Below are 18,100 nucleotides of genomic sequence, written 5' to 3' on the forward strand. Positions count from 1 at the left end.
CCGAGCCTATCCCCGGATGCCGCCGGGCGGCAGGGTCTCGAAGCAGAATCCACGTTCCCGTAATCCCGCGACCAGCGCCTCCAGCACGCCGGCATAGGGCTCGCGCCGGCTGCGGACGCCCCAGTGCATGACCAGCACCTCGCCATCGCGGATGTCGCGGAGCGAGCGCGCCAACAATGCCGCATTCGGATGCTGGGCGCTGTCGAGCTCGTCGCCGAGGAAGCCGTTGCGCGTCCAGCCCTGATGGTGCAGGCCGCAGGCCTCCGCCATCCGCAGCGCGCCAGGCGTCGTGAAGCCGCCGGGCGCCCGCCAGAGCGGGAGCACGGTCGCGTCCGGCACCATCGCGCGCAGCCGTTCGACCGGCCGCGCCAGCTCCGCACAGAGGCCTGCCTGGTCCAGCACCTCCGCCCCCGGCCCGCCGCGCTGGACATAGCGCACCCGGCCGGGCGCTGGGTCGCCCCGGAAATACCAGTGCCGCCAGGTGTGGGAGGCAAAGACATGCCCTTCCGCCGCGCGCGCGCGCCAGAAAGGCGCCCAGGCGTCGGAAAGGCTGCGCTCCCCGGTATGGGTCGGCTCATCGGCCAGGAACAGGGTCGCGCGGATCTGGTGGCGGCGCAGGATGGCGGCGATCTGCTCCGCCTCCCGCCCCCAGCCGGTGTCGATCGTCAGATAGACCCGGTCGCGGCAGGCCGGTTGCGGCTGCGCGGCGAGCGGCGCCAGCGCCAGCCCGGCAAGCGCGGCGCCGAACCCCCGCCTATTCACCGCGCCGCGGCTGCACGAAGATGCCATGCGGGCTGCGGCCGACCCGAATGGTGTCGAGCGCGCCGCTATGGACATCGAGGATGCCGACCCGCTGCACCCAGCGCAGCGTCGCCCAGAGCCGGCCGTCGGAATCGAAGGCGATGCAGTCCGGCCCGCCCGGCACCTCATAGACGCGGGTCACCTCCAGGCTCTCCGGATCGATCGCGACGATGCGGCTGTCCACCCGGCTGGCGCCATAGAGCACCCGCCCATCGGGCGAGGGGAAGATGGTATGGGCGCCACGCCCGATCGGGATCTGGCGCTCGACCTGGCGGGTCTCGGGGTTCAGCACCACGAAATGCGCCTCCCCCATCACGCCGCAGATGATCTTGCCGCGGTTCCAGTAGACCCCCGCCGGCTCCCGCCCGACCTCGGCCTGCCAGACCGGCTGGCGCGTCTCGAGGCTGATCGCCAGCACGCTGCGCACGCCCTGGAGCGTCACGAAGGCGGTGGTGGCGCCAGGGTCGAAGCAGATATGGCTCGGCTTGTCGCCGACGCGCAGCCGCTGCAGCAGCGACAGGTCCCGGGCGTCGTAGATATCCACCTGGTCGCGGCGCAGCGAGGCCACCACCAGGTACTTCCCATCCGGCGAGTAGCAGAGGTGATAGGGGTTGCTGATGCGGACCCGGCGCTTCACCTCGGCGGTCGCGGGGTCGAGAAAGAAGAACTCGTTGCCACCGGAATCGGCGATGACCAGTTCCTTCCCGTCCGGCGTCAGCGACAGGTGGTGCGGCTCGCGCAGCGCCGGGAAGCGGCGGAGCTCGCTCCGGGTCCCCGCATCGAGGATCGAGATGGTGGCGTCGCCGGAATTCAGGACATAGACGATGTCGGACCGGTCGGGCAGCGCCGGCACCGGCTGGGCCGATGGCTGCGCGGCCGCCGGCGCCGCGGTCTGGGCGTGTGCCGCGGGGGCGAGCAACAGAGGAAGGAACAGGGTGGCCCGCCGGGATGCGGTGCACATGGTCGCGTGGTCCAGGCTGGCGATATTGGCCGACGCATGCACGCAGGCCGCCGCCCGCGCAAGAGGAATAGATGCGCGAGGCGGCGCGAGCCTGGCCGGGCGGAGGGCGCCGCCCGGGCGAGGCTCAGCCCGCCGGCTCGAACCGGAGCGCGGCGCCGTTCATGCAATACCGCTGGCCGGTCGGCTGCGGCCCGTCCGGGAAGACATGGCCGAGATGGCCGCCGCAGCGGGCGCAATGCACCTCGGTCCGCACCATGAAGTGACTGCGGTCGGTGGTGGTGCCGACGCTGCCCTCGATCGGGGCGTAGAAGCTCGGCCAGCCGCTGCCGCTCTCGTATTTCGTGTCCGATCCGAACAGCGCGGTGCCACAGCCGGCGCAATAGAAGGTGCCGGGCCGTTTCTCGGTATTGAGCGGCGAGCTGCCCGGCCGTTCGGTGCCGTGCTCGCGGAGCACCCTATAGGCATCGGCCGGCAGCTCCGCCCGCCACTCGGGATCGGTCTTCGCGACGGGATCCTGCGCCGGCGCGTGCTTCAGGGTCATGGCTTCCTCCTTACCGGCCGTCAGGCCGCGCTGCTGCGGGGCACGAAAAGGCCCGAGAACTGCTTGCGGAACTTCGCGACCTTCGGCCCGACCACGGCGCGGCAATAGCCGGACCAGGGATTGCGGGCGAAGTAGTCCTGGTGCTCGGGCTCGGCCGGCCAGAAGGTCGCGGCCGGCGCCAGTTCGGTGACGAGCTTCGCGTCCCAGATGCCGGCGGCCTCGATCTCGGCCATGACAGCGCGCGCCGTCGCCTCCTGCCCTGCATCCTCGTAGAAGATCACCGAGCGGTATTGCGGGCCGACATCGGCACCCTGACGGTCCTTCGTGGTGGGATCGTGGATCGCGAAGAAGACCCGGAGGATATCGGCATAGGAGATCTGGTCGGGGTCGAAGCTGACCCGGACCACCTCGGCATGCCCGGTTTCCTTGCCGCAGACCGCCTCATAGCTCGGGTTCGGCACATGCCCGCCGGCATAGCCGGAGACCACCTCCGTCACGCCGCGCAGCTCCCGGTAGACCGCGTCGAGGCACCAGAAACAGCCGCCGCCCAGCACCGCGGCCTCGCGCTCCTGCTCCGCCATTCCACCCTCCTTGTCTTGGGAGACCGATATGGGGATGCCCGACAACGGCTGGAAGATGAAGCCCCCGTCGATGAAGCCTCGAGGCGCCGGGGCCGAAAGCGGCTTGGCCGCGCCGCACGGCCGGTCCACCTTTCGCCTCTCGCCCGAATGGAACCCCGCCGCATGCCGCTTGCCGCCGCCATCATCCCGGTGACGCCCTTCCAGCAGAATTGCGCCCTGGTCTGGGACGAGGAGAGCAAGCGCGGCGCGGTGATCGACCCCGGCGGCGACGTGGACCGCATCCAGGCCGCGATCGCCGAGCTCGGCCTCACGATCGAAACCATCCTGCTGACCCATGGCCATATCGACCATGCCGGCGGCGCCGCGGCGCTGGCCGAGGCGCTGGCCGTGCCGATCGTCGGCCCGTCGCGGGAGGATGCCTTCCTGCTCGACGACCTGCCCGCCCAGGGTGCCCGCTTCGGTTTCGAGGGCGTGCGTGCGGTAACGCCGGATCGCTGGCTGACCGAGGGCGAGACGGTCGGCATCGGTGGCCATGATTTCGGCGTGCTGCACTGCCCGGGCCATACCCCCGGCCACGTCGTCTTCACCAATGCCGCGGCGGGCTTCGCGATCGTCGGCGACGTGCTGTTCCAGGGCTCGGTCGGCCGCACCGATTTCCCCTATGGCGATGGGGCGGCGTTGATCGCGGGGATCCGCGGCAAGCTCTTCCCCCTCGGCGACGAGATCGCCTTCATCTGCGGCCATGGCCCCGGCTCGACCTTCGGCGCCGAGCGCCGCGGCAACCCCTTCGCGGGGGACGGCGCCCAGGATGGTTAGGGGCGCCCCATGATCGGGCCGCCATGACGCTGCGTCGCTACCTCGACCAGCGCCTGAAGCTGCACCATCTGCGGGCGGTGGACGCCATCGTCGCCCAGCGCAGCCTGATGCGCGCATCAACCATGCTCAGTCTCAGCCAGCCCGCCCTGACCAAGACCCTGCACGAGCTGGAGGAGATCACCGGACAGCGCCTGTTCACCCGGTTGCCCCGCGGCGTGCGCCCTACCGAAGCCGGCACCCTGCTGGCGGAATCCGCGCGCCGCATCCTGGCCGAGCTGCGCCGGCTCGACGAGACCTTCGACCGCCTCTCCGAGCTCGGGGGCGGGACGGTCGCGATCGGCACCCTTCCCGTCGCGGCCACCGGCGTGCTGCCGGGCGCCCTGACCCGTCTGACCGCGGACCATCCCGGCCTGCATGCGCGCCTGGACCAGGGCCGGACCGAGGAACTGCTGCCCAAGCTGGCCGCCGGCGAGATCGACCTGATCGTCGGCCGGCTCTACGACCCTGCCATGCCGGACGGCTTCTCGCGCGAGCCGCTGTGGGAGGAGCCGATCTCCATCCTGGCCCGGACCGGCCACCCGGTCTTCCACCTGGCGGAGATCACGGCCGCGGCGCTGCGCCGCTACGACCTGGTCCTACCCACCGTCAGTCAGCGCGTCGGGCAGGAGATCGAGGGTGTCCTGTCCCTGATGGACATGGCACCGACCGGGTCCCTGCGCTCCAGCTCTTACGGCTTCATCCGGGAAATGCTGCACGCGACGGACCTCATCTCGGTCATGCCCCGGCTGATGATGGCGGGTGACCTGCTGCGGGGCACGCTGCGCGTCGTGCCGCTGCCGGTCCCGGCACCGCCCCGTCCCGCCGGGCTGATCCTGCCGCGCGACCGGCCGCTGCCCCCGGCCGGTCTCGCCTTCGTCGCCTGCCTGCGCGCCCATGTCGCCGAGATCGGTCAGCGGGGGCTCGCCACTATCACCGTCGGTTATGGCTCGGTCGGGGAAAGCGATAGGACAGGCAGCGCGGCCAGGGCTTAGGGGAGACCCAAGCCTCCAGCACGCGCGATCAGCACCAGGGGGCAGGAGGACGCCCCATGCGGGATCGCGACAGCGGACCTGCCCCGCCCCCAGGATTGCTGTCCCGCCGGTTCCTGCTGGCCGGGGCCACGGGGCTGGCAGTGCCGGCCATCGCCCACGCGCAGCCGACGGCTGACTACCCCTCGCGCCCCATCCGCATCGTCGTCGGCTTCGCGGCCGGCGGGCTCGCCGACATCACGGTGCGCCTGATGGGCGAGGCGCTGTCGCAGCGGCTTGGCCAGCAGGTGGTGGTCGACAACCGCCCCGGTGGCGGTGGCACGCCGGCCGCGACGGCCGCCGTCTCGGCGCCGGCCGATGGGCATACGCTGGCCGTGCTCAGCACCGGCAATGCCATCAACCGGACGCTGCTCCGCAACCTGCCCTATGATCCGGTCGCGGATTTTGCCCCGATCTCCGCCCTGGTGAATTTCGACCTCCTGCTACTCGTCGCGGCCGGCTCGCGCTTCCGCAGCGTCGCGGATGTGCTGGCGGCCGGACGCGGCGGCGGTATCGCCTTTGGCACGATCAGCCCTGGCAGCACGCAGAACCTCGCCGCGCAATGGCTGCGCGTCGCCGCTGGGATCGATGCGACCGTCGTGCCCTATCGCAGCACGCCGGAGGTGCTGACCGCGGTGCAGCGCGACGATGTGCAGGTCGGGTTCGAATCCTTCGCCGCGTCACGCAGCCTGCTGGAGGCAGGCCAGCTCCGCGCCGTCGGCAGCACCGGCGCACGGCGCTCCAGCCTGCTGCCGGAGGTGCCGACGCTGCGCGAAAGCGGCCTCGCCGACTACGCCGTGGTGGGCTGGAACGCGCTGTTCGCGCCAGCCCGCACGCCGCGCCCGGTGATCACGCTGCTGAACCGCCATCTGCGGGAGATCCTGGCCACCCCGGAGATGCGATCGCGGCTGCTCGGCCTCGGCGTCGAGCCAGCGGCGGATACGCCGGAAGCGTTGGGCGCCTTGCTGCGGAAGGACGTCGCGACCTGGGCCAGCGTCATCGAACGCGCGGACATCCAGCGGCAGTGAAGCAGCACGTGTGGAGGAGACAGGATCAATGGTGACGTCCAGGATCACGCGGCGCGGACTGATGGGCGCCGCCGGCGTCGCTATCGCGGGGCGGCCGGCCTTCGCGGCCTATCCGGACCGGCCAATCCGGCTGATCGTGCCCTTCCCACCGGGCGGCACGGTGGACGTCACCGCGCGCCCGGTCGCCGCGGCGATGGCGGAGCTGCTGGGCCAGCCGATCATCGTCGACAACCTGCCCGGCGTGGGCGGCAATCTCGGCGCACAGCGCGTCGCCCGATCCGCGCCGGATGGCCACACGCTGCTCTTCACCGCACCGAACCACACGATCAACCCCGGCCTGATCCCCAATCCCGGCTTCGACGCCGAGCGCGACTTCGTACCGATCTCGCTCTGCGCGCAGATCCCGGAGATCCTGGTCTGCCACCGCGACGCGCCCTTCCGGAGTTTTGCGGAATTCGTCGCCTATGCGCGCGCCCATCCGCGCGTGCTGACCTATTCCTCCGCCGGCATCGGCTCGCACCCGCATGTCACGATGGAGCTGCTGCTGCATCGGCTGGGGCTCGAGGTGCTGCATGTGCCCTATCGCGGCGCGGCGCCGGCCTTCACCGACCTCGTCGCCGGCCGCGTGCAGCTCAAGCTCGATTCCTTCGCGACCTCGCGGGCGCAGATCGATGCCGGCGCGATCCGCGTGCTGGCGATCGCCAGCGCCGCGCGATCCCCGGTCGCGCCGGATCTGCCGACCATCGCGGAGATGGGCCTGCCTGGCTTCGAAGGCATCCTCTGGATGGGCTTCCTCGCGCCCGCGGGCACACCGGTGGAGGTGATCACGCGGATCGCGACATCCGTTCAGGACGCGGTGAAATCGCCCGCCGTCGCCGAGCGCCTGGCCCAGCAAGGCGCCGAGCCGGTTGGCAGCACGCCCGCGGCCTTCGCTGCGCAGATCGCGCGCGAGATCCCGCAATGGCGCGAGGTGATCCGCGCCGCCAATATCCGTCCGGAGTAGCCCGATGCCGCCGCTGACCCTGCCGCCCGACCCGAACCCGCGCACCCCGAAGCTACGCTGCCCACCGGGTTCGGTGGATTGCCAGATCCATCTCTTCGGCCCGGCCACCGAATACCCCTTCGATCCCGGCAGCAAATACATCTCCGCCGATATGCTGCCGGAGGAGTCCATCCGCATCCAGGACATCCTCGGCCTCGATCACGCGGTGATCGTCAGCGGCGGCGGCTACGGGATGGACACGCGCCATCTATGCGACACGCTGCGGCGTTTCCCCGACCGCTTCCGCGGCGTCGCTTTGCTGCCCGGCGACACGACGCAGGCGGAAATGGAGCGGCTGCATGGGCTCGGCGTGCGCGGCACGCGCTTCGTCGCGCCGCGCCACGGCCTGCATCTGCCGCAGATCTCGGAGCGGGTCGCCGCGATAGCGGCCGAGCTCGGCTGGGTGATCCAGTTCTATCCCGGCCGCGGCGAGCTCGAGGAATTCGCGGATCGCTTGCTGGCGCTGCCGGGCCGCATCGTGCTCGATCATTTCGCAGCGCTGGATGCCAGAAGCGGCATCGACCAGCCCGCCTTCCGCGCGCTGCTCCGCATGCTCGACAGCGGCCGCGTCTGGGTACGCCTCTCGGGCCCGATGCGCTGCACGCAGGAGGAGTTCCCCTACCCGTCCGTCACGCCGATTGCTCGGGCGCTGGTCGCGCATGCGCCTGAGCGCATGGTCTGGGGCTCGGACTGGCCGCATGTGAACATGCAGGGCCGCGTCATGCCGAATGACGGCGACCTGCTCGACCTGCTGCTCGACTGGGCCCCGGACGAGGCGGTGCGCAACCGCATCCTCTCCGACCAGGCGCGCGAACTGTACGATTTCCCGGCGCCCTCCTGCGCCAAGGCTTCGGAGGGCTAACGCCCCGCCCCCGCTCTCCCATGCGGCCACAGGCCGCCACCGGTGCCTGCGGGGCAAGCGAAGCGATGCCCCGGGGCCGCGAATGCGGCCCCGCGCGCGACCAACAGCAGCTGCCAATGCGCTCTGACAGCGCGAAAGCCAAGCACGCGGATGCGTGCGCCGGCGACTGAGGGCGACGTCAGTCGCCGAAATAAAGTCGCAAGGGCGTCTCGCCGGCAATCTGCTGACGGATCCGTTCGTCCGGCACCCAATCGGTCAAGGTCGCGACGGCCTCGGCATAGGTGACGCGATCCTCGAAGGCGGCGAAGGGCCAGTCGCTGCCCCAGACCAGGCGCTCGCCGCCGGCGACGCGGACCAGCGCGGCCGCGTATTCGCGGGCGGCGTCCGGCGAGGGCATGCGGTAGCCGGCAGAGATCTTCACCCAGGTCAGGCCGCGCTCGATCGCCGCCAGCATCGCCTTGAAGCCCGGCGCGTTCACGCCCTGCGCCGGGTCGGGTCGGCCGAAATGGTCGATCACCAGCTTCACGCCGGCGGCCTCCGTCCCCTCGATGATGCGGGGCAGGTCGGTGCTCTCGGCCAGCACATGGACGTGCCAGTCGAGGTCGCGCACCCGGCGCAGCAGCCGGCGGTATTCGGGCGAGGTCAGGTCGGGCGGGCTCTCGACATGGCGGTAGAAGATGCGCACGCCGACGATGCCATCCTCCTTCATCTTCTCCATCCGGTAGAAATCGGCGTCCGGCGGCAGGATGACGGTGCCGCGCAGGCGCTTGTGCCGCCGCGTCGCACGGATCGTGTAGTCGTTGTACTCACCATACATGCTGGCGGCGGCGATCACGCCGAAGGTCACACCATGCGCGTCCATGGTCTGGAGGAAGCCTTCTGGCGTCGCGTCAAAGGGCGGCTGGTGCCAGGCATTCGCGACGCTGGGCATATCAGCGGTGTAGAGGTGGAAATGGCAGTCGACGATGGGATGGACGGTCATCTGTGTCGGGCTTGCCGCCCCTCCCTTCATGGCGCCGCAGGACGCGCACCAGCGGAACTCAACCAGCAAGGCCCGGAAGCGGCAAGGCGGCGGCACCGATCGCGATCGCGCCGGCCGATCGCGTCAGCGAGCCCCCGACATCACAGGCATGATCCTGGAATCGCGGCGCTTTCGGTCTGGCCGGCCGGCATGCCACAGGCCCGCTATAACCGTGGCTCATGCATCGGCGCGGAAAAGCGATAGGACCAGGAGCACGCCTTTCGGCCGCGGCATGCGAAGCGGCAGCGCGCCCTCTTCACGGGACGGGATGCCGGGGGCACCCTCGGGCGCGTCCCGTCGCCGGCCAATTCCGGCGTGACGAGCGAAAGCGCCCCGCCATCGTGAGCCTCGGCCCACGAGCCCTCAGGAAGGAGCCCCCATGGCCACCATCGCCTTCGTCGATCCGCCGCTGCCGACCGCGGAGCCTAGCTCGCTCGGCTTCTCCGCGCCCCGCCTCGCCCGCCTCGGCGCGGCGCTGAACCGGGAAGTGGAGGCCGGGCGCCTCCCCGGCGCCGTCATCGCCATCGCCCGCCATGGCCGCCTGGTGCATGCCGAAGCCGTCGGCCAGCTCGACCCTGCGACCGGGAGCGCCATGCGCGCCGACGCGATCTTCGCCATCGCCTCGATGACCAAGCCGGTCACCGGCGCGACCGCGCTCTCGCTCATGCAGGAAGGCCGGCTGCTGCCGAGCGACCCGGTCGCCGACTGGCTGCCGGCCTTCGCCAGGATGCGCGTCGGCGTGGAAAGTCAGGCCATGCTCTCCGGCACCGGCCCGCTCGAGACCCGACCCGCCGCCGCCGTGATGACGGTGCAGGATGCGATGCGCCATACCACAGGCTTCGTCTATGGCGGCCCCGGCCGCGGCAGCACCGCGGTGCATGCCGCCTATCCCGGCGGTTCCGGCTGGCTGCAGGAGAAGACCACCTCCGAACAGGCCGAGGCGCTGCTGGCGGGGCTGCCGCTCCGGCATGAACCGGGGACCGTCTGGGAGTACGGCTTCTCGACCGACGTGCTCGGCCTGGTCGTCGAGCGCGCGGCCGGAGCGCGGCTCGGCGATGCGATGCGGGAGCGGATCCTGGCGCCCCTCGGCATGACGGAGACCGGCCAGGTGGTGACCGAGGCGCGGCTCGCGCGCATGGCCAAGCCCTTCGCGCAGGATCCGCTCGGTGGTGGGGCGCAGTCGGTGCCGGTCTTCACCACCCAGGCCGCCATGGACCCCGGCGGCACCGGCCTCACCTCGACCGCGAGCGACTATCTCCGCTTCGCGCAGATGCTGCTCGACCGCGGCCGCTGGGGAAAGGAGCAGGTGCTGGCGCCACGCATCGTGGACTGGATGGTGAGCGACCATCTGGGCGATGGCATCCGCAATACACTGGGATCCTTCGACGCCTCGCTCGCCGGCTACGGCTTCGGACTGACGGTCGCGGTACGCACCCGGCCGGGCGTCGCGGGGCTGCTGGGCAATCCCGGCCTGTTCACCTGGAGCGGCGTCTACGGCACGAATTTCTGGGTGGATCCGGCGGCCGGCCTCGCCGTCGTCTTCATGGCTCAGGCGCCGGGCGAGTTGCGCAAGCGCTATCGCCGGCTGGTCAACATGCTGGTCTACCAGGCGCTGGAAGAGTAGGCGGCGGCGTCAGCCGTCCATCAGCGCGAAGCCCTGGCGGATCCCTTCCGCCAGGGCCCGCGCCGCGGGGGTGCCGAGCGCCGCGCGGCTCTGCACCAGCTCGATGCCCATGGAGGGCAGCTTCGGCATCCCATCCGTCTCGCCGAGCCAGATCAGCCCCTCCGGCAGCGGCGCCGGGGTGCTGACGGTGACCGCGAGCCCGGCCAGCGCCAGGGCGAAGCAGCCGGTCTGGGTGGCGCTGTTGTAGGTGACGCGGGCGCTGCGCCCGACCTGCTCCAGCGCGCCCAGCGCGGCCGCGCGCCAGGTGCAACCGTCATGCGCGAGAGCCAGCGGCAGTGGATCGCGCCGATGAGCAGCATGGCGCGCGCTGCCCACCCATTGCAGCGGCCCGCGCCAGACCTCCTCCGCCGCCCAGCCGGACTGCACATGGCCTTCGGTGAGCAGGGTCAGGTCCATCGCGCCTTCGGCGAAGTGCCGGGCCAGGATGTCCGAGTTCAGGCAGATCACCTCGACCTCGACCGACGGGTGGGTCTCCGCGAAGCGCGCGAGGATGCCGGGCAGCCAGCGCAGCGCGTAGTCGTCGGGCGTGCCGAGCTTCACCTGGCCGACCAGCGGCGGGTCGCGGAAGCCGCTGACGATCTCATCGTTCAGCGCCAGCACCATGCGTGCCCGGCAGAGCAGCCACGCCCCATGCGGGGTCGGCGTCAGTCCTTTCGGGGTGCGGGTCAGCAGGGTGCGGCCTAGCGTCTCCTCCAGCCGCTTCATCTGCATGGAGACGGCGGATTGCGTGCGGCCAACCCGCTCGGCGGCACGCGTGACGCTGCCGCCTTCGGCAATCAGCACGAAGGCGCGCAGCAGGTCGGGATCGAGGCCCGGGGGCAGAGCGAGCATGGCCCTATCAATTTAGCTGATGCTTCGCTTCAAGACAAAGCATTTCCCTTATTCCAAGCCGTACACGAGGATATCGCTGCATCGAACCCCAAGGAGTTCTTCCCGATGTCCGGCTTCGTCCTCTCCTCTCCCCTCGCCGCCCGGCGTCCCCGGGGTGTTGTCCGCGCCGTCTTGGCCGCGGTCGCGGGGGCGTTTCAGGCGATCACCACCCGTCGTCAGCTCCTCGAAATGGATGAGCGTATGCTGAAAGACATCGGCGTCACCCGCGCCGAAGCGCTGCGCGAGGCCGCGCGCGCGCCCTGGGACAACGGGCTGCGCCGCCCGCACTGACCGCGGCCGCGATCCTGCCTCCAGCAAAAGGCCCTGTCCGCGTCGCGGACAGGGCCTTTTCGTTTGCAGCGCGGCGCGGTCGGTCAGACGCGTTCGATCACCATGGCGATGCCCTGGCCGACGCCGATGCACATGGTGGTCAGCGCATAGCGCGCGCGGCGCCGGTGAAGCTCGGCGACCGCGGTCTGCACCAGCCGCGCGCCGCTCATGCCGAGGGGATGGCCGAGCGCGATGGCGCCGCCATTCGGGTTCACATGCTCGGCGTCATCTGGCAGGCCGAGATCGCGGGTCACCGCCAGGGCCTGGGCCGCGAAGGCCTCGTTCAGCTCGATCACGTCGATGTCGGAGAGGCTGAGCCCGGCCTTGGCCAGCACCTTGCGCACCGCCGGCGCTGGACCGAAGCCCATGATGCGCGGCGCGACGCCGGCGGTCGCCACCGCGATCACCCGCGCGCGCGGCGTGAGCCCATGCTTCGCCGCACCGGCGGCGGAGGCGATCAGCATCGCACAGGCGCCGTCGTTCACGCCGGAGGCATTGCCGGCAGTGACGCTGCCGCCTTCCTTCCGGAAGGGCGTCGGCAGCTTCGCCAGCGCTTCCAGCGTCGTCTCCGGGCGCGGATGCTCGTCGGTGTCGACCAGGATCGGGTCGCCCTTGCGACGCGGGATGGAGACCGGGACGATCTCCTCCGCGAAGCGGCCGGAGGCGATGGCGCGGCCGGCGCGCTGCTGCGAGCGCCAGGCGAAGGCATCCTGGTCGGCGCGGTTGACCTGGAAGTCCTGCGCCACGTTCTCCGCGGTCTCCGGCATGGAATCGATGCCGTGTTGTGCCTTCATCTTCGGGTTGACGAAGCGCCAGCCGATGGTGGTGTCGAAGATCTCGGCGCTGCGGCCGAAGGCCTCGCTCTGCTTGCCCATCACGAAGGGGGCGCGGGTCATGCTCTCGACGCCGCCAGCAATCATCAGATCCGTCTCGCCCGCCTTGATGGCGCGCGCCGCGATGCCGACCGCATCCATGCCGGAGCCGCAGAGCCGGTTGACCGTGCTGCCGGGAATGCCCTCCGGCAGGCCGGCCAGCAGCAGCGCCATGCGGGCGACATTGCGATTGTCCTCGCCCGCCTGGTTAGCGCAGCCGAAGATCACATCCTCGACCGCATCCCAATCGACGCCGGCATTCCGTTCTCTCAGCGCCCTGAGCGGGATGGCGCCGAGATCGTCGGTGCGCACCGGCGCCAGGGCCCCGGCATAGCGGCCGATGGGCGTGCGCGCGGCATCGCAGATCAGGGCGTCGGTCATCGGCGTGTCCTCCAGGCGTCTTTCCTGAGTTCGCGCCTACACCCGTCCGCCCTGTCCCGTAAAGCCTGGCTTAGCGGTGCTTAGCGCAGCGCGGCGAGGACCTGGCCCACGAAGCCGTCGACCGCCGCCGGATCCATCCAGCGCCACACCGCGACGATGCCGGTCCCCGGATCGATCCAGGTGGCATTGCCGCCGGCACCGAAGGCGAAGACCGCATCGGCCGCGGCACTCGGCACCCGCGCACGGGTGGAATTCAGCCACCAGAGGAAGCCGTAGCTCGGGTTCAGGGCGCAGGGCGTGGTGCTCTCGGCGATCCAGCGTTCGGGCAGGATGCGCGTGCCGCCCCAGGCGCCCTTCTGCAACATCATCAGCCCGATCCGCGCCTGGTCCTCGGCATGGATGAAGCAGCCGCCGCCCCAATGCCCACCGCCGGAGACCGACTGTATCAGCCGCCCGCCGATCTCGACCCAGCTCGTGCGATAGCCTTCCCAACGCCAATCGGCCGAAGCGCCGAGCGGTCGCATGATCCGCTCCGCGAAGACCTCCGGCAGCGGCTGTCCGAAGCGCCGCAGCAGCGAGAGCGCCAGGCGGTTCACACGCACGTCGTTGTATTCCCAATGCGTGCCGGCCTTGCGCATCGGCCGCGGCTGGCCCTTCTTCCCCTGCCCTTCCACGGTCAGGTCGCGGCCGCGATCGATCATCTCCGACTTGCCGAACAGCGTGCCTTCCCATTCGGAGGTATTGGTCAGGATGTGCCGCCAGGTGATCGGCGCGTTCTGCGCGCTGTCGAAGCCGCCATCGCGCACCGTCTCGCCGATCGGCTCATCGAGGCCGCGGATCAGCCCATCCGCGTGGGCGATGCCGGCGAGCAGCGAGAGATAGGACTTCGCGACCGAGAAGGTCATGTCGACCTGGCGCGTGTCGCCCCAGGAGGCAACCAGCACGCCGTTGCGCGTGATCAGGCCGTTCGGCGCCCCGCGTGGGCTGACGGTGCCGAGAATCTCGTTGTCCGGCGGCGCCTCGAAGAAGCCGCCGGCGATATGGGCGGCGATGTCGTTCGGCCAGGGCGTCTCCCGCGACGCCGCGAAATCGACCGCCGCCCCGAGCTTCGCGGCGTCGAAGCCGAGCGCGTCGGCCGGTTGCGCCGGCCAGGCGGCGGGGGAAGGCGGCGGCAGCGCGATGCTGGTCATAGGATCCTGTCGGTCTTACGAAATAGGAGCCGCAGAATGGGGCCGTGCGGTCCGGCACTCAAGGCGCGATGCCGCCTTGTTCCAGGATGAAGGCTGCGATCTCGGCGACGCCCTGGTTCTCCTTGAGGTTCGTGAACAGGAAGGGCCGCTGTCCTCGCATCTTCCTGGTATCGCGATCCATGACCGAGAGATCGGCGCCGACCAGCGGCGCGAGGTCGATCTTGTTGATGATCAGCAGGTCGCTGCGGGTGATCCCCGGCCCGCCCTTGCGCGGGATCTTGTCGCCGGCCGAGACGTCGATAACGTAGAGCGTGAGGTCCGCGAGCTCCGGGCTGAAGGTCGCGGCCAGGTTGTCGCCGCCGCTTTCGATGAACAGCACCTCGAGCTTCGGGAAGCGCTCCACCATCTCCTGCACGGCGGCGAGGTTGATGGAGGCATCCTCACGGATCGCGGTGTGCGGGCAGCCGCCGGTCTCCACCCCCATGATGCGCGCCGGCTCCAGTGCGCCGGAGCGGGTCAGGAACTCCGCATCCTCCTTGGTGTAGATGTCGTTGGTGATGGCCGCGATGTCGTGGCCGTCGCGCAGATGCTTGCAGAGCCGATCGACCAGCGCGGTCTTGCCGGAGCCGACGGGGCCACCGACGCCGACGCGGAAGGGTCCGCCCGTCCGATGGCCGGAGCGCGCATCGCGCGGGGAGGGCTGAATCGGCCGGGCGACCTCGGATGCGTTCATGACCGAAAAAGCCTCGTGTATTGCGTCTCGTGACGCAGGGAAAACAGGTCGAGCATCGGCGCCGCGGTGCCGAGTGTGTCGAGGTCGGCCGTCAGCGCCGCCTCGGTCGCCGCGGTGATGTCCGGCAGCAGCGCGGCGGTCGTGCGTTGGCCATCGGTCTGGCCGAGTGGCACCAGCCGCACGCCGGCCGAGACGAGATTGGCCGCGAAGGCCGAGAGGAAGGCGAAGACCGTATCCCGCGCCGCGATGCCGGCGAAGCCGCAGGCCGCGCCGAAAGTGACGGCATGCGCGAGGCGCCGTGGATGCCGGGCGCAGAAGGCTTCGAAGCGCGTATCCGGCCAAGCCGCGACGGTGACGGCGGCAAAGGCATTGCCCTGTTGCGTCGCCTCCAGTGCCGTCTCCGCCGTGCCGCGCCAGGCGAAGCCGAGCTCCGCCACGGCATCGAGCGCCGCGTCGTCGCCGGCGGCCGCGATCGCCGCGGCAGCGAGCGCGCCGTCGATGCGTCCGGCACCATCGCGGAGCGCCGTCCGTACATAGGCGGCGAGCGCCGCGACATCACGCACCGCCCCCTCCTCCACCGCCGTTTCCAGGCCGTGGCTGTAGGTATAGGCGCCGACCGGATAAGCGGGAGAGGACCAGGCGAGCAGGCGCGAGAGCGCCCCGGTGTCAGTGATCATGTTCGTGGTCATGGTCGTGATCGTGGTGATGATGGCCGTGATCGTGGTCATGGCCTTGATGATGATGATGGCCGTGGTGATGGTCCGGGTTGCGGTTGTGCTCGCCATAGGCACCGCCTTCGGGATCAAAGGGCGCATCGACCTTGGCGAGCGTCGCACCCAGCCCCTTCAGCATCGCGACGATCACATGATCGTCCCGGATCAGGATGCGGCTGCCTTCGATCTGTGCCGGCAGATGCCGGTTGCCAAGATGCCAGGCGAGGCGCATCAGCTTCTCCGGCGTATCCGCGGTGACCTCCACCAGCGGCTCGGGCGCCGCACGTACCAGGATCACGCCGCCGCCTTCGAGCAGCAGCCCGTCGCCGTCGCGCAGCGCCGTTGCCTCCTCGAGGTCGAGCAGGAAGGCCAGGCCCTTGGCGCCGACATAGCGGCGGCGCCGGCGGAATCGGTCGTCGAAGTCGAGCGTGACCGTGTCACGCGCGGTGCGCTCGATCCAATGCCCGGCGCGGAGCACCTGTGTGGCGCGGGGAAGCTCGGCATCCATGTTCGACTCTCAAAACAGGAAGTAGCGCTGCGCCATCGGCAGCAGCTTCGCGGGCTCGCAGATCAGCAGCTCGCCATCGGCGCGCACCTCATAGGTCTCGGCATCGACCTCGATCTTCGGCAGCGCGCTGTTCAGCACCATATCACGCTTCGAGATGCCGCTCCGCGTGTTCGCGACCGGCAGCACCTCGCGCGCCAGCCCGAGCCTTTCAGCGACACCGGTATCGATCGCCGCCTTCGAGACGAAGGTGACGGCGGATGCCGCCATGGCCTTGCCGAAGCCCGCGAACATCGGCCGGTAATGCACCGGCTGCGGTGTCGGAATAGAGGCGTTGGGATCGCCCATCGCCGCCATGGCGATGCTGCCGCATTTCAGCACCATCTCCGGCTTCACGCCGAAGAAGGCCGGCGACCAGAGCACCAGATCCGCGAGCTTGCCAACCTCGATGCTGCCGACATGGGGGCTGATCCCCTGCGAGATCGCCGGGTTGATCGTGTATTTCGCGATGTAGCGGCGGGCGCGCAGATTGTCGTTGTCGCCGCTCTCGCCCGGCAGCCGCCCGCGCTGGACCTTCATCTTGTGTGCGGTCTGCCAGGTGCGGATGATCACCTCGCCGACGCGGCCCATGGCCTGGCTGTCGCTGCTCATCATGCTGATGGCGCCGATATCGTGCAGGATGTCCTCGGCCGCGATGGTCTCGCGCCGGATGCGGCTCTCGGCGAAGGCCACATCCTCGGGGATGCGGGGGTCGAGGTGATGGCAGACCATGAGCATGTCGAGATGCTCGTCCAGCGTGTTCACGGTGTAGGGCATGGTCGGGTTGGTGCTGCTTGGCAGCACGTTCGGCTCGCCGACCAGGCGCAGGATGTCCGGCGCATGGCCGCCGCCGGCGCCTTCGGTGTGGAAGGCCTGGATGGTGCGGCCGGCGATCGCCTTGATCGTCTCCTCGACGAAGCCGCTCTCGTTCAAGGTGTCGGTGTGGATCGCGACCTGCACGTCGGTGCGGTCGGCGACCGCGAGGCAGGTGTCGATCGCCTTCGGCGTGGTGCCCCAATCCTCATGCAGCTTGAGGCCGGCGGCGCCGGCGGCGATCTGCTCCGCCAGCGCGGCCGGCATCGCGGCATTGCCCTTGCCGAGGAAGCCAAGATTGACCGGCAGCCCCTCGGCCGCCTGCAGCATCCGCGCCATGTGCCAGGGCCCCGGTGTCGAGGTGGTGGCGAGGCTGCCATGCGCGGGCCCGGTGCCGCCGCCGAACATCGTGGTGACGCCGGCAGCCAGCGCCTCCTCCACCTGCTGGGGGCAGATGAAGTGGATGTGCACGTCGAGCCCGCCGGCGGTCAGGATGCGCCCCTCGCCCGCGATGATCTCGGTGCCCGGGCCGATCACGATGGTGACGCCGGGCTGGGTATCGGGATTGCCAGCCTTGCCGATAGCGGCGATCCGCCCGTCGCGCAGGCCGACATCCGCCTTCACCACGCCCCAGTGATCGAGGATCAGGGCATTGGTGATGACGGTGTCCATCGCGCCCTCGGCGCGCGATCGCTGCGACTGGCCCATGCCGTCGCGGATCACCTTGCCGCCGCCGAACTTCACCTCCTCGCCATGGATGGTGAAGTCCTTCTCCACCTCGATGAAGAGCTCGGTATCGGCAAGCCGCACCTTGTCACCGACCGTCGGGCCATACATGCCGGCATAGGCGGCACGCGAAATCCTGGCGGGCATCAGAGCCGCCCTTCCACGAGGCCGCGAAAGCCATGCACGATGCGGGCCCCCGCGATGGGCACTAGACGCACCACGCGCGTCTGCCCCGGCTCGAACCGCACCGCCGTGCCGGCCGCGATGTCGAGGCGATGGCCGCGCGCCTTGGCGCGATCGAAGGTGAGCGCCGGATTGGTCTCGAAGAAGTGGTAGTGGCTGCCGATCTGGATCGGGCGGTCGCCGGTGTTCGCGACCTCCAGCTCCACCGCGACGGCGCCGGCGTTCAGCTCGATCTCGCCGGCGGCGGTGATGATTTCGCCCGGGATCATGTGCGCCTCCTTCTGAATGGAGCGTCCGATTCAGACCTTCGGGCCGTCCGACCTATACGTCGGACCCCTCCG

20 protein-coding genes are annotated in these 18,100 nt (G+C 70.3%); 7 read left to right on the forward strand and 13 right to left on the reverse strand.

Annotation, left to right across the window (positions count from 1 at the left end):
• Positions 1-6: 6 nt before the first annotated feature.
• The 4 genes from GXW71_RS04250 to msrA all read right to left on the reverse strand — a co-directional run bounded on the left by GXW71_RS04250 (position 7) and on the right by msrA (position 2,884).
• The gene (locus GXW71_RS04250; protein WP_367617243.1) at positions 7-762 is read right to left on the reverse strand and encodes a polysaccharide deacetylase family protein; all 756 of its coding nucleotides are present in this window, start codon (positions 760-762) and stop codon (positions 7-9) included.
• Positions 755-1,762 carry a YncE family protein gene (locus GXW71_RS04255; protein ID WP_246526269.1) on the reverse strand — a complete coding sequence of 336 codons (1,008 nt, stop codon included), beginning with the start codon at positions 1,760-1,762 and terminating at the stop codon, positions 755-757. Before GXW71_RS04255 ends, GXW71_RS04250 begins: the two co-directional genes overlap by 8 nt.
• A gap of 124 nt (positions 1,763-1,886) precedes the next feature.
• The gene (msrB, locus tag GXW71_RS04260) at positions 1,887-2,303 is read right to left on the reverse strand and encodes a peptide-methionine (R)-S-oxide reductase MsrB (protein WP_211851160.1); all 417 of its coding nucleotides are present in this window, start codon (positions 2,301-2,303) and stop codon (positions 1,887-1,889) included.
• Positions 2,304-2,323: 20 nt separating this feature from the next.
• Entirely contained in the window at positions 2,324-2,884 is a 561-nt protein-coding gene (gene msrA / locus GXW71_RS04265) for a peptide-methionine (S)-S-oxide reductase MsrA (RefSeq protein WP_211851161.1), read from the reverse strand.
• A gap of 162 nt (positions 2,885-3,046) precedes the next feature.
• On the opposite strand from msrA, the gene GXW71_RS04270 reads away from it, so the two are divergent.
• The 5 genes from GXW71_RS04270 to GXW71_RS04290 are packed head-to-tail and all read left to right on the forward strand — an operon-like array spanning position 3,047 to position 7,699.
• On the forward strand, positions 3,047-3,700 hold the full coding sequence (locus tag GXW71_RS04270; RefSeq protein ID WP_211851162.1) for an MBL fold metallo-hydrolase: 654 nt from the start codon (positions 3,047-3,049) through the stop codon (positions 3,698-3,700).
• Between the two features lie 23 nt (positions 3,701-3,723).
• Entirely contained in the window at positions 3,724-4,731 is a 1,008-nt protein-coding gene (locus tag GXW71_RS04275) for a LysR substrate-binding domain-containing protein (protein WP_211851163.1), read from the forward strand.
• A gap of 56 nt (positions 4,732-4,787) precedes the next feature.
• Positions 4,788-5,795: a Bug family tripartite tricarboxylate transporter substrate binding protein gene (locus GXW71_RS04280; protein ID WP_211851164.1), complete on the forward strand. Its 1,008-nt coding sequence runs from the start codon at positions 4,788-4,790 to the stop codon at positions 5,793-5,795.
• A 28-nt stretch (positions 5,796-5,823) separates the two neighbouring features.
• On the forward strand, positions 5,824-6,798 hold the full coding sequence (locus GXW71_RS04285) for a Bug family tripartite tricarboxylate transporter substrate binding protein (RefSeq protein WP_211851165.1): 975 nt from the start codon (positions 5,824-5,826) through the stop codon (positions 6,796-6,798).
• Between the two features lie 4 nt (positions 6,799-6,802).
• A complete protein-coding gene (locus GXW71_RS04290) occupies positions 6,803-7,699 on the forward strand; it encodes an amidohydrolase family protein (RefSeq protein ID WP_211851166.1) in 897 nt (298 codons plus the stop codon).
• 178 nt (positions 7,700-7,877) lie between these two features.
• Here the strand turns inward: GXW71_RS04290 and GXW71_RS04295 are convergent, their stop codons facing one another.
• A complete protein-coding gene (locus GXW71_RS04295; protein WP_211851167.1) occupies positions 7,878-8,681 on the reverse strand; it encodes an amidohydrolase family protein in 804 nt (267 codons plus the stop codon).
• Positions 8,682-9,099: 418 nt separating this feature from the next.
• On the opposite strand from GXW71_RS04295, the gene GXW71_RS04300 reads away from it, so the two are divergent.
• On the forward strand, positions 9,100-10,344 hold the full coding sequence (locus GXW71_RS04300) for a serine hydrolase domain-containing protein (protein WP_211851168.1): 1,245 nt from the start codon (positions 9,100-9,102) through the stop codon (positions 10,342-10,344).
• A gap of 9 nt (positions 10,345-10,353) precedes the next feature.
• Here GXW71_RS04300 and GXW71_RS04305 read toward each other — a convergent pair whose 3' ends face one another.
• A complete protein-coding gene (locus GXW71_RS04305; protein WP_211851169.1) occupies positions 10,354-11,235 on the reverse strand; it encodes a LysR substrate-binding domain-containing protein in 882 nt (293 codons plus the stop codon).
• 105 nt (positions 11,236-11,340) lie between these two features.
• On the opposite strand from GXW71_RS04305, the gene GXW71_RS04310 reads away from it, so the two are divergent.
• A complete protein-coding gene (locus GXW71_RS04310; protein ID WP_211851170.1) occupies positions 11,341-11,565 on the forward strand; it encodes a DUF1127 domain-containing protein in 225 nt (74 codons plus the stop codon).
• Positions 11,566-11,648: 83 nt separating this feature from the next.
• On the opposite strand, the gene pcaF is transcribed toward GXW71_RS04310, so the two are convergent.
• The 7 genes from pcaF to GXW71_RS04345 form a co-directional block, all read right to left on the reverse strand.
• Positions 11,649-12,857 (reverse strand): 3-oxoadipyl-CoA thiolase, encoded by a 1,209-nt coding sequence (gene pcaF / locus GXW71_RS04315; RefSeq protein ID WP_211851171.1) that lies wholly within the window; start codon positions 12,855-12,857, stop codon positions 11,649-11,651.
• 80 nt (positions 12,858-12,937) lie between these two features.
• Positions 12,938-14,047, reverse strand: a complete 1,110-nt coding sequence (locus GXW71_RS04320) for a serine hydrolase domain-containing protein (protein ID WP_211851172.1) — start codon at positions 14,045-14,047, stop codon at positions 12,938-12,940.
• Positions 14,048-14,105: 58 nt separating this feature from the next.
• Positions 14,106-14,780 (reverse strand): urease accessory protein UreG, encoded by a 675-nt coding sequence (gene ureG / locus GXW71_RS04325; protein WP_211851173.1) that lies wholly within the window; start codon positions 14,778-14,780, stop codon positions 14,106-14,108.
• Positions 14,777-15,508: an urease accessory protein UreF gene (locus GXW71_RS04330; protein WP_408901987.1), complete on the reverse strand. Its 732-nt coding sequence runs from the start codon at positions 15,506-15,508 to the stop codon at positions 14,777-14,779. Before GXW71_RS04330 ends, ureG begins: the two co-directional genes overlap by 4 nt.
• The gene (locus tag GXW71_RS04335; RefSeq protein WP_211851174.1) at positions 15,447-16,001 is read right to left on the reverse strand and encodes an urease accessory protein UreE; all 555 of its coding nucleotides are present in this window, start codon (positions 15,999-16,001) and stop codon (positions 15,447-15,449) included. The genes GXW71_RS04330 and GXW71_RS04335 overlap by 62 nt, the downstream gene beginning before the upstream one ends.
• Positions 16,002-16,010: 9 nt before the next feature.
• On the reverse strand, positions 16,011-17,723 hold the full coding sequence (gene ureC / locus GXW71_RS04340) for an urease subunit alpha (protein WP_211851175.1): 1,713 nt from the start codon (positions 17,721-17,723) through the stop codon (positions 16,011-16,013).
• Complete coding sequence (locus tag GXW71_RS04345) at positions 17,723-18,028, reverse strand: urease subunit beta (RefSeq protein WP_211851176.1); 306 nt, start codon at positions 18,026-18,028, stop codon at positions 17,723-17,725. The genes ureC and GXW71_RS04345 overlap by 1 nt, the downstream gene beginning before the upstream one ends.
• Between the last annotated feature and the right edge of the window lie 72 nt (positions 18,029-18,100).

The sequence above is a fragment of the Plastoroseomonas hellenica genome, from assembly GCF_018129085.1.
GTDB classification, from domain to species: domain Bacteria; phylum Pseudomonadota; class Alphaproteobacteria; order Acetobacterales; family Acetobacteraceae; genus Plastoroseomonas; species Plastoroseomonas hellenica.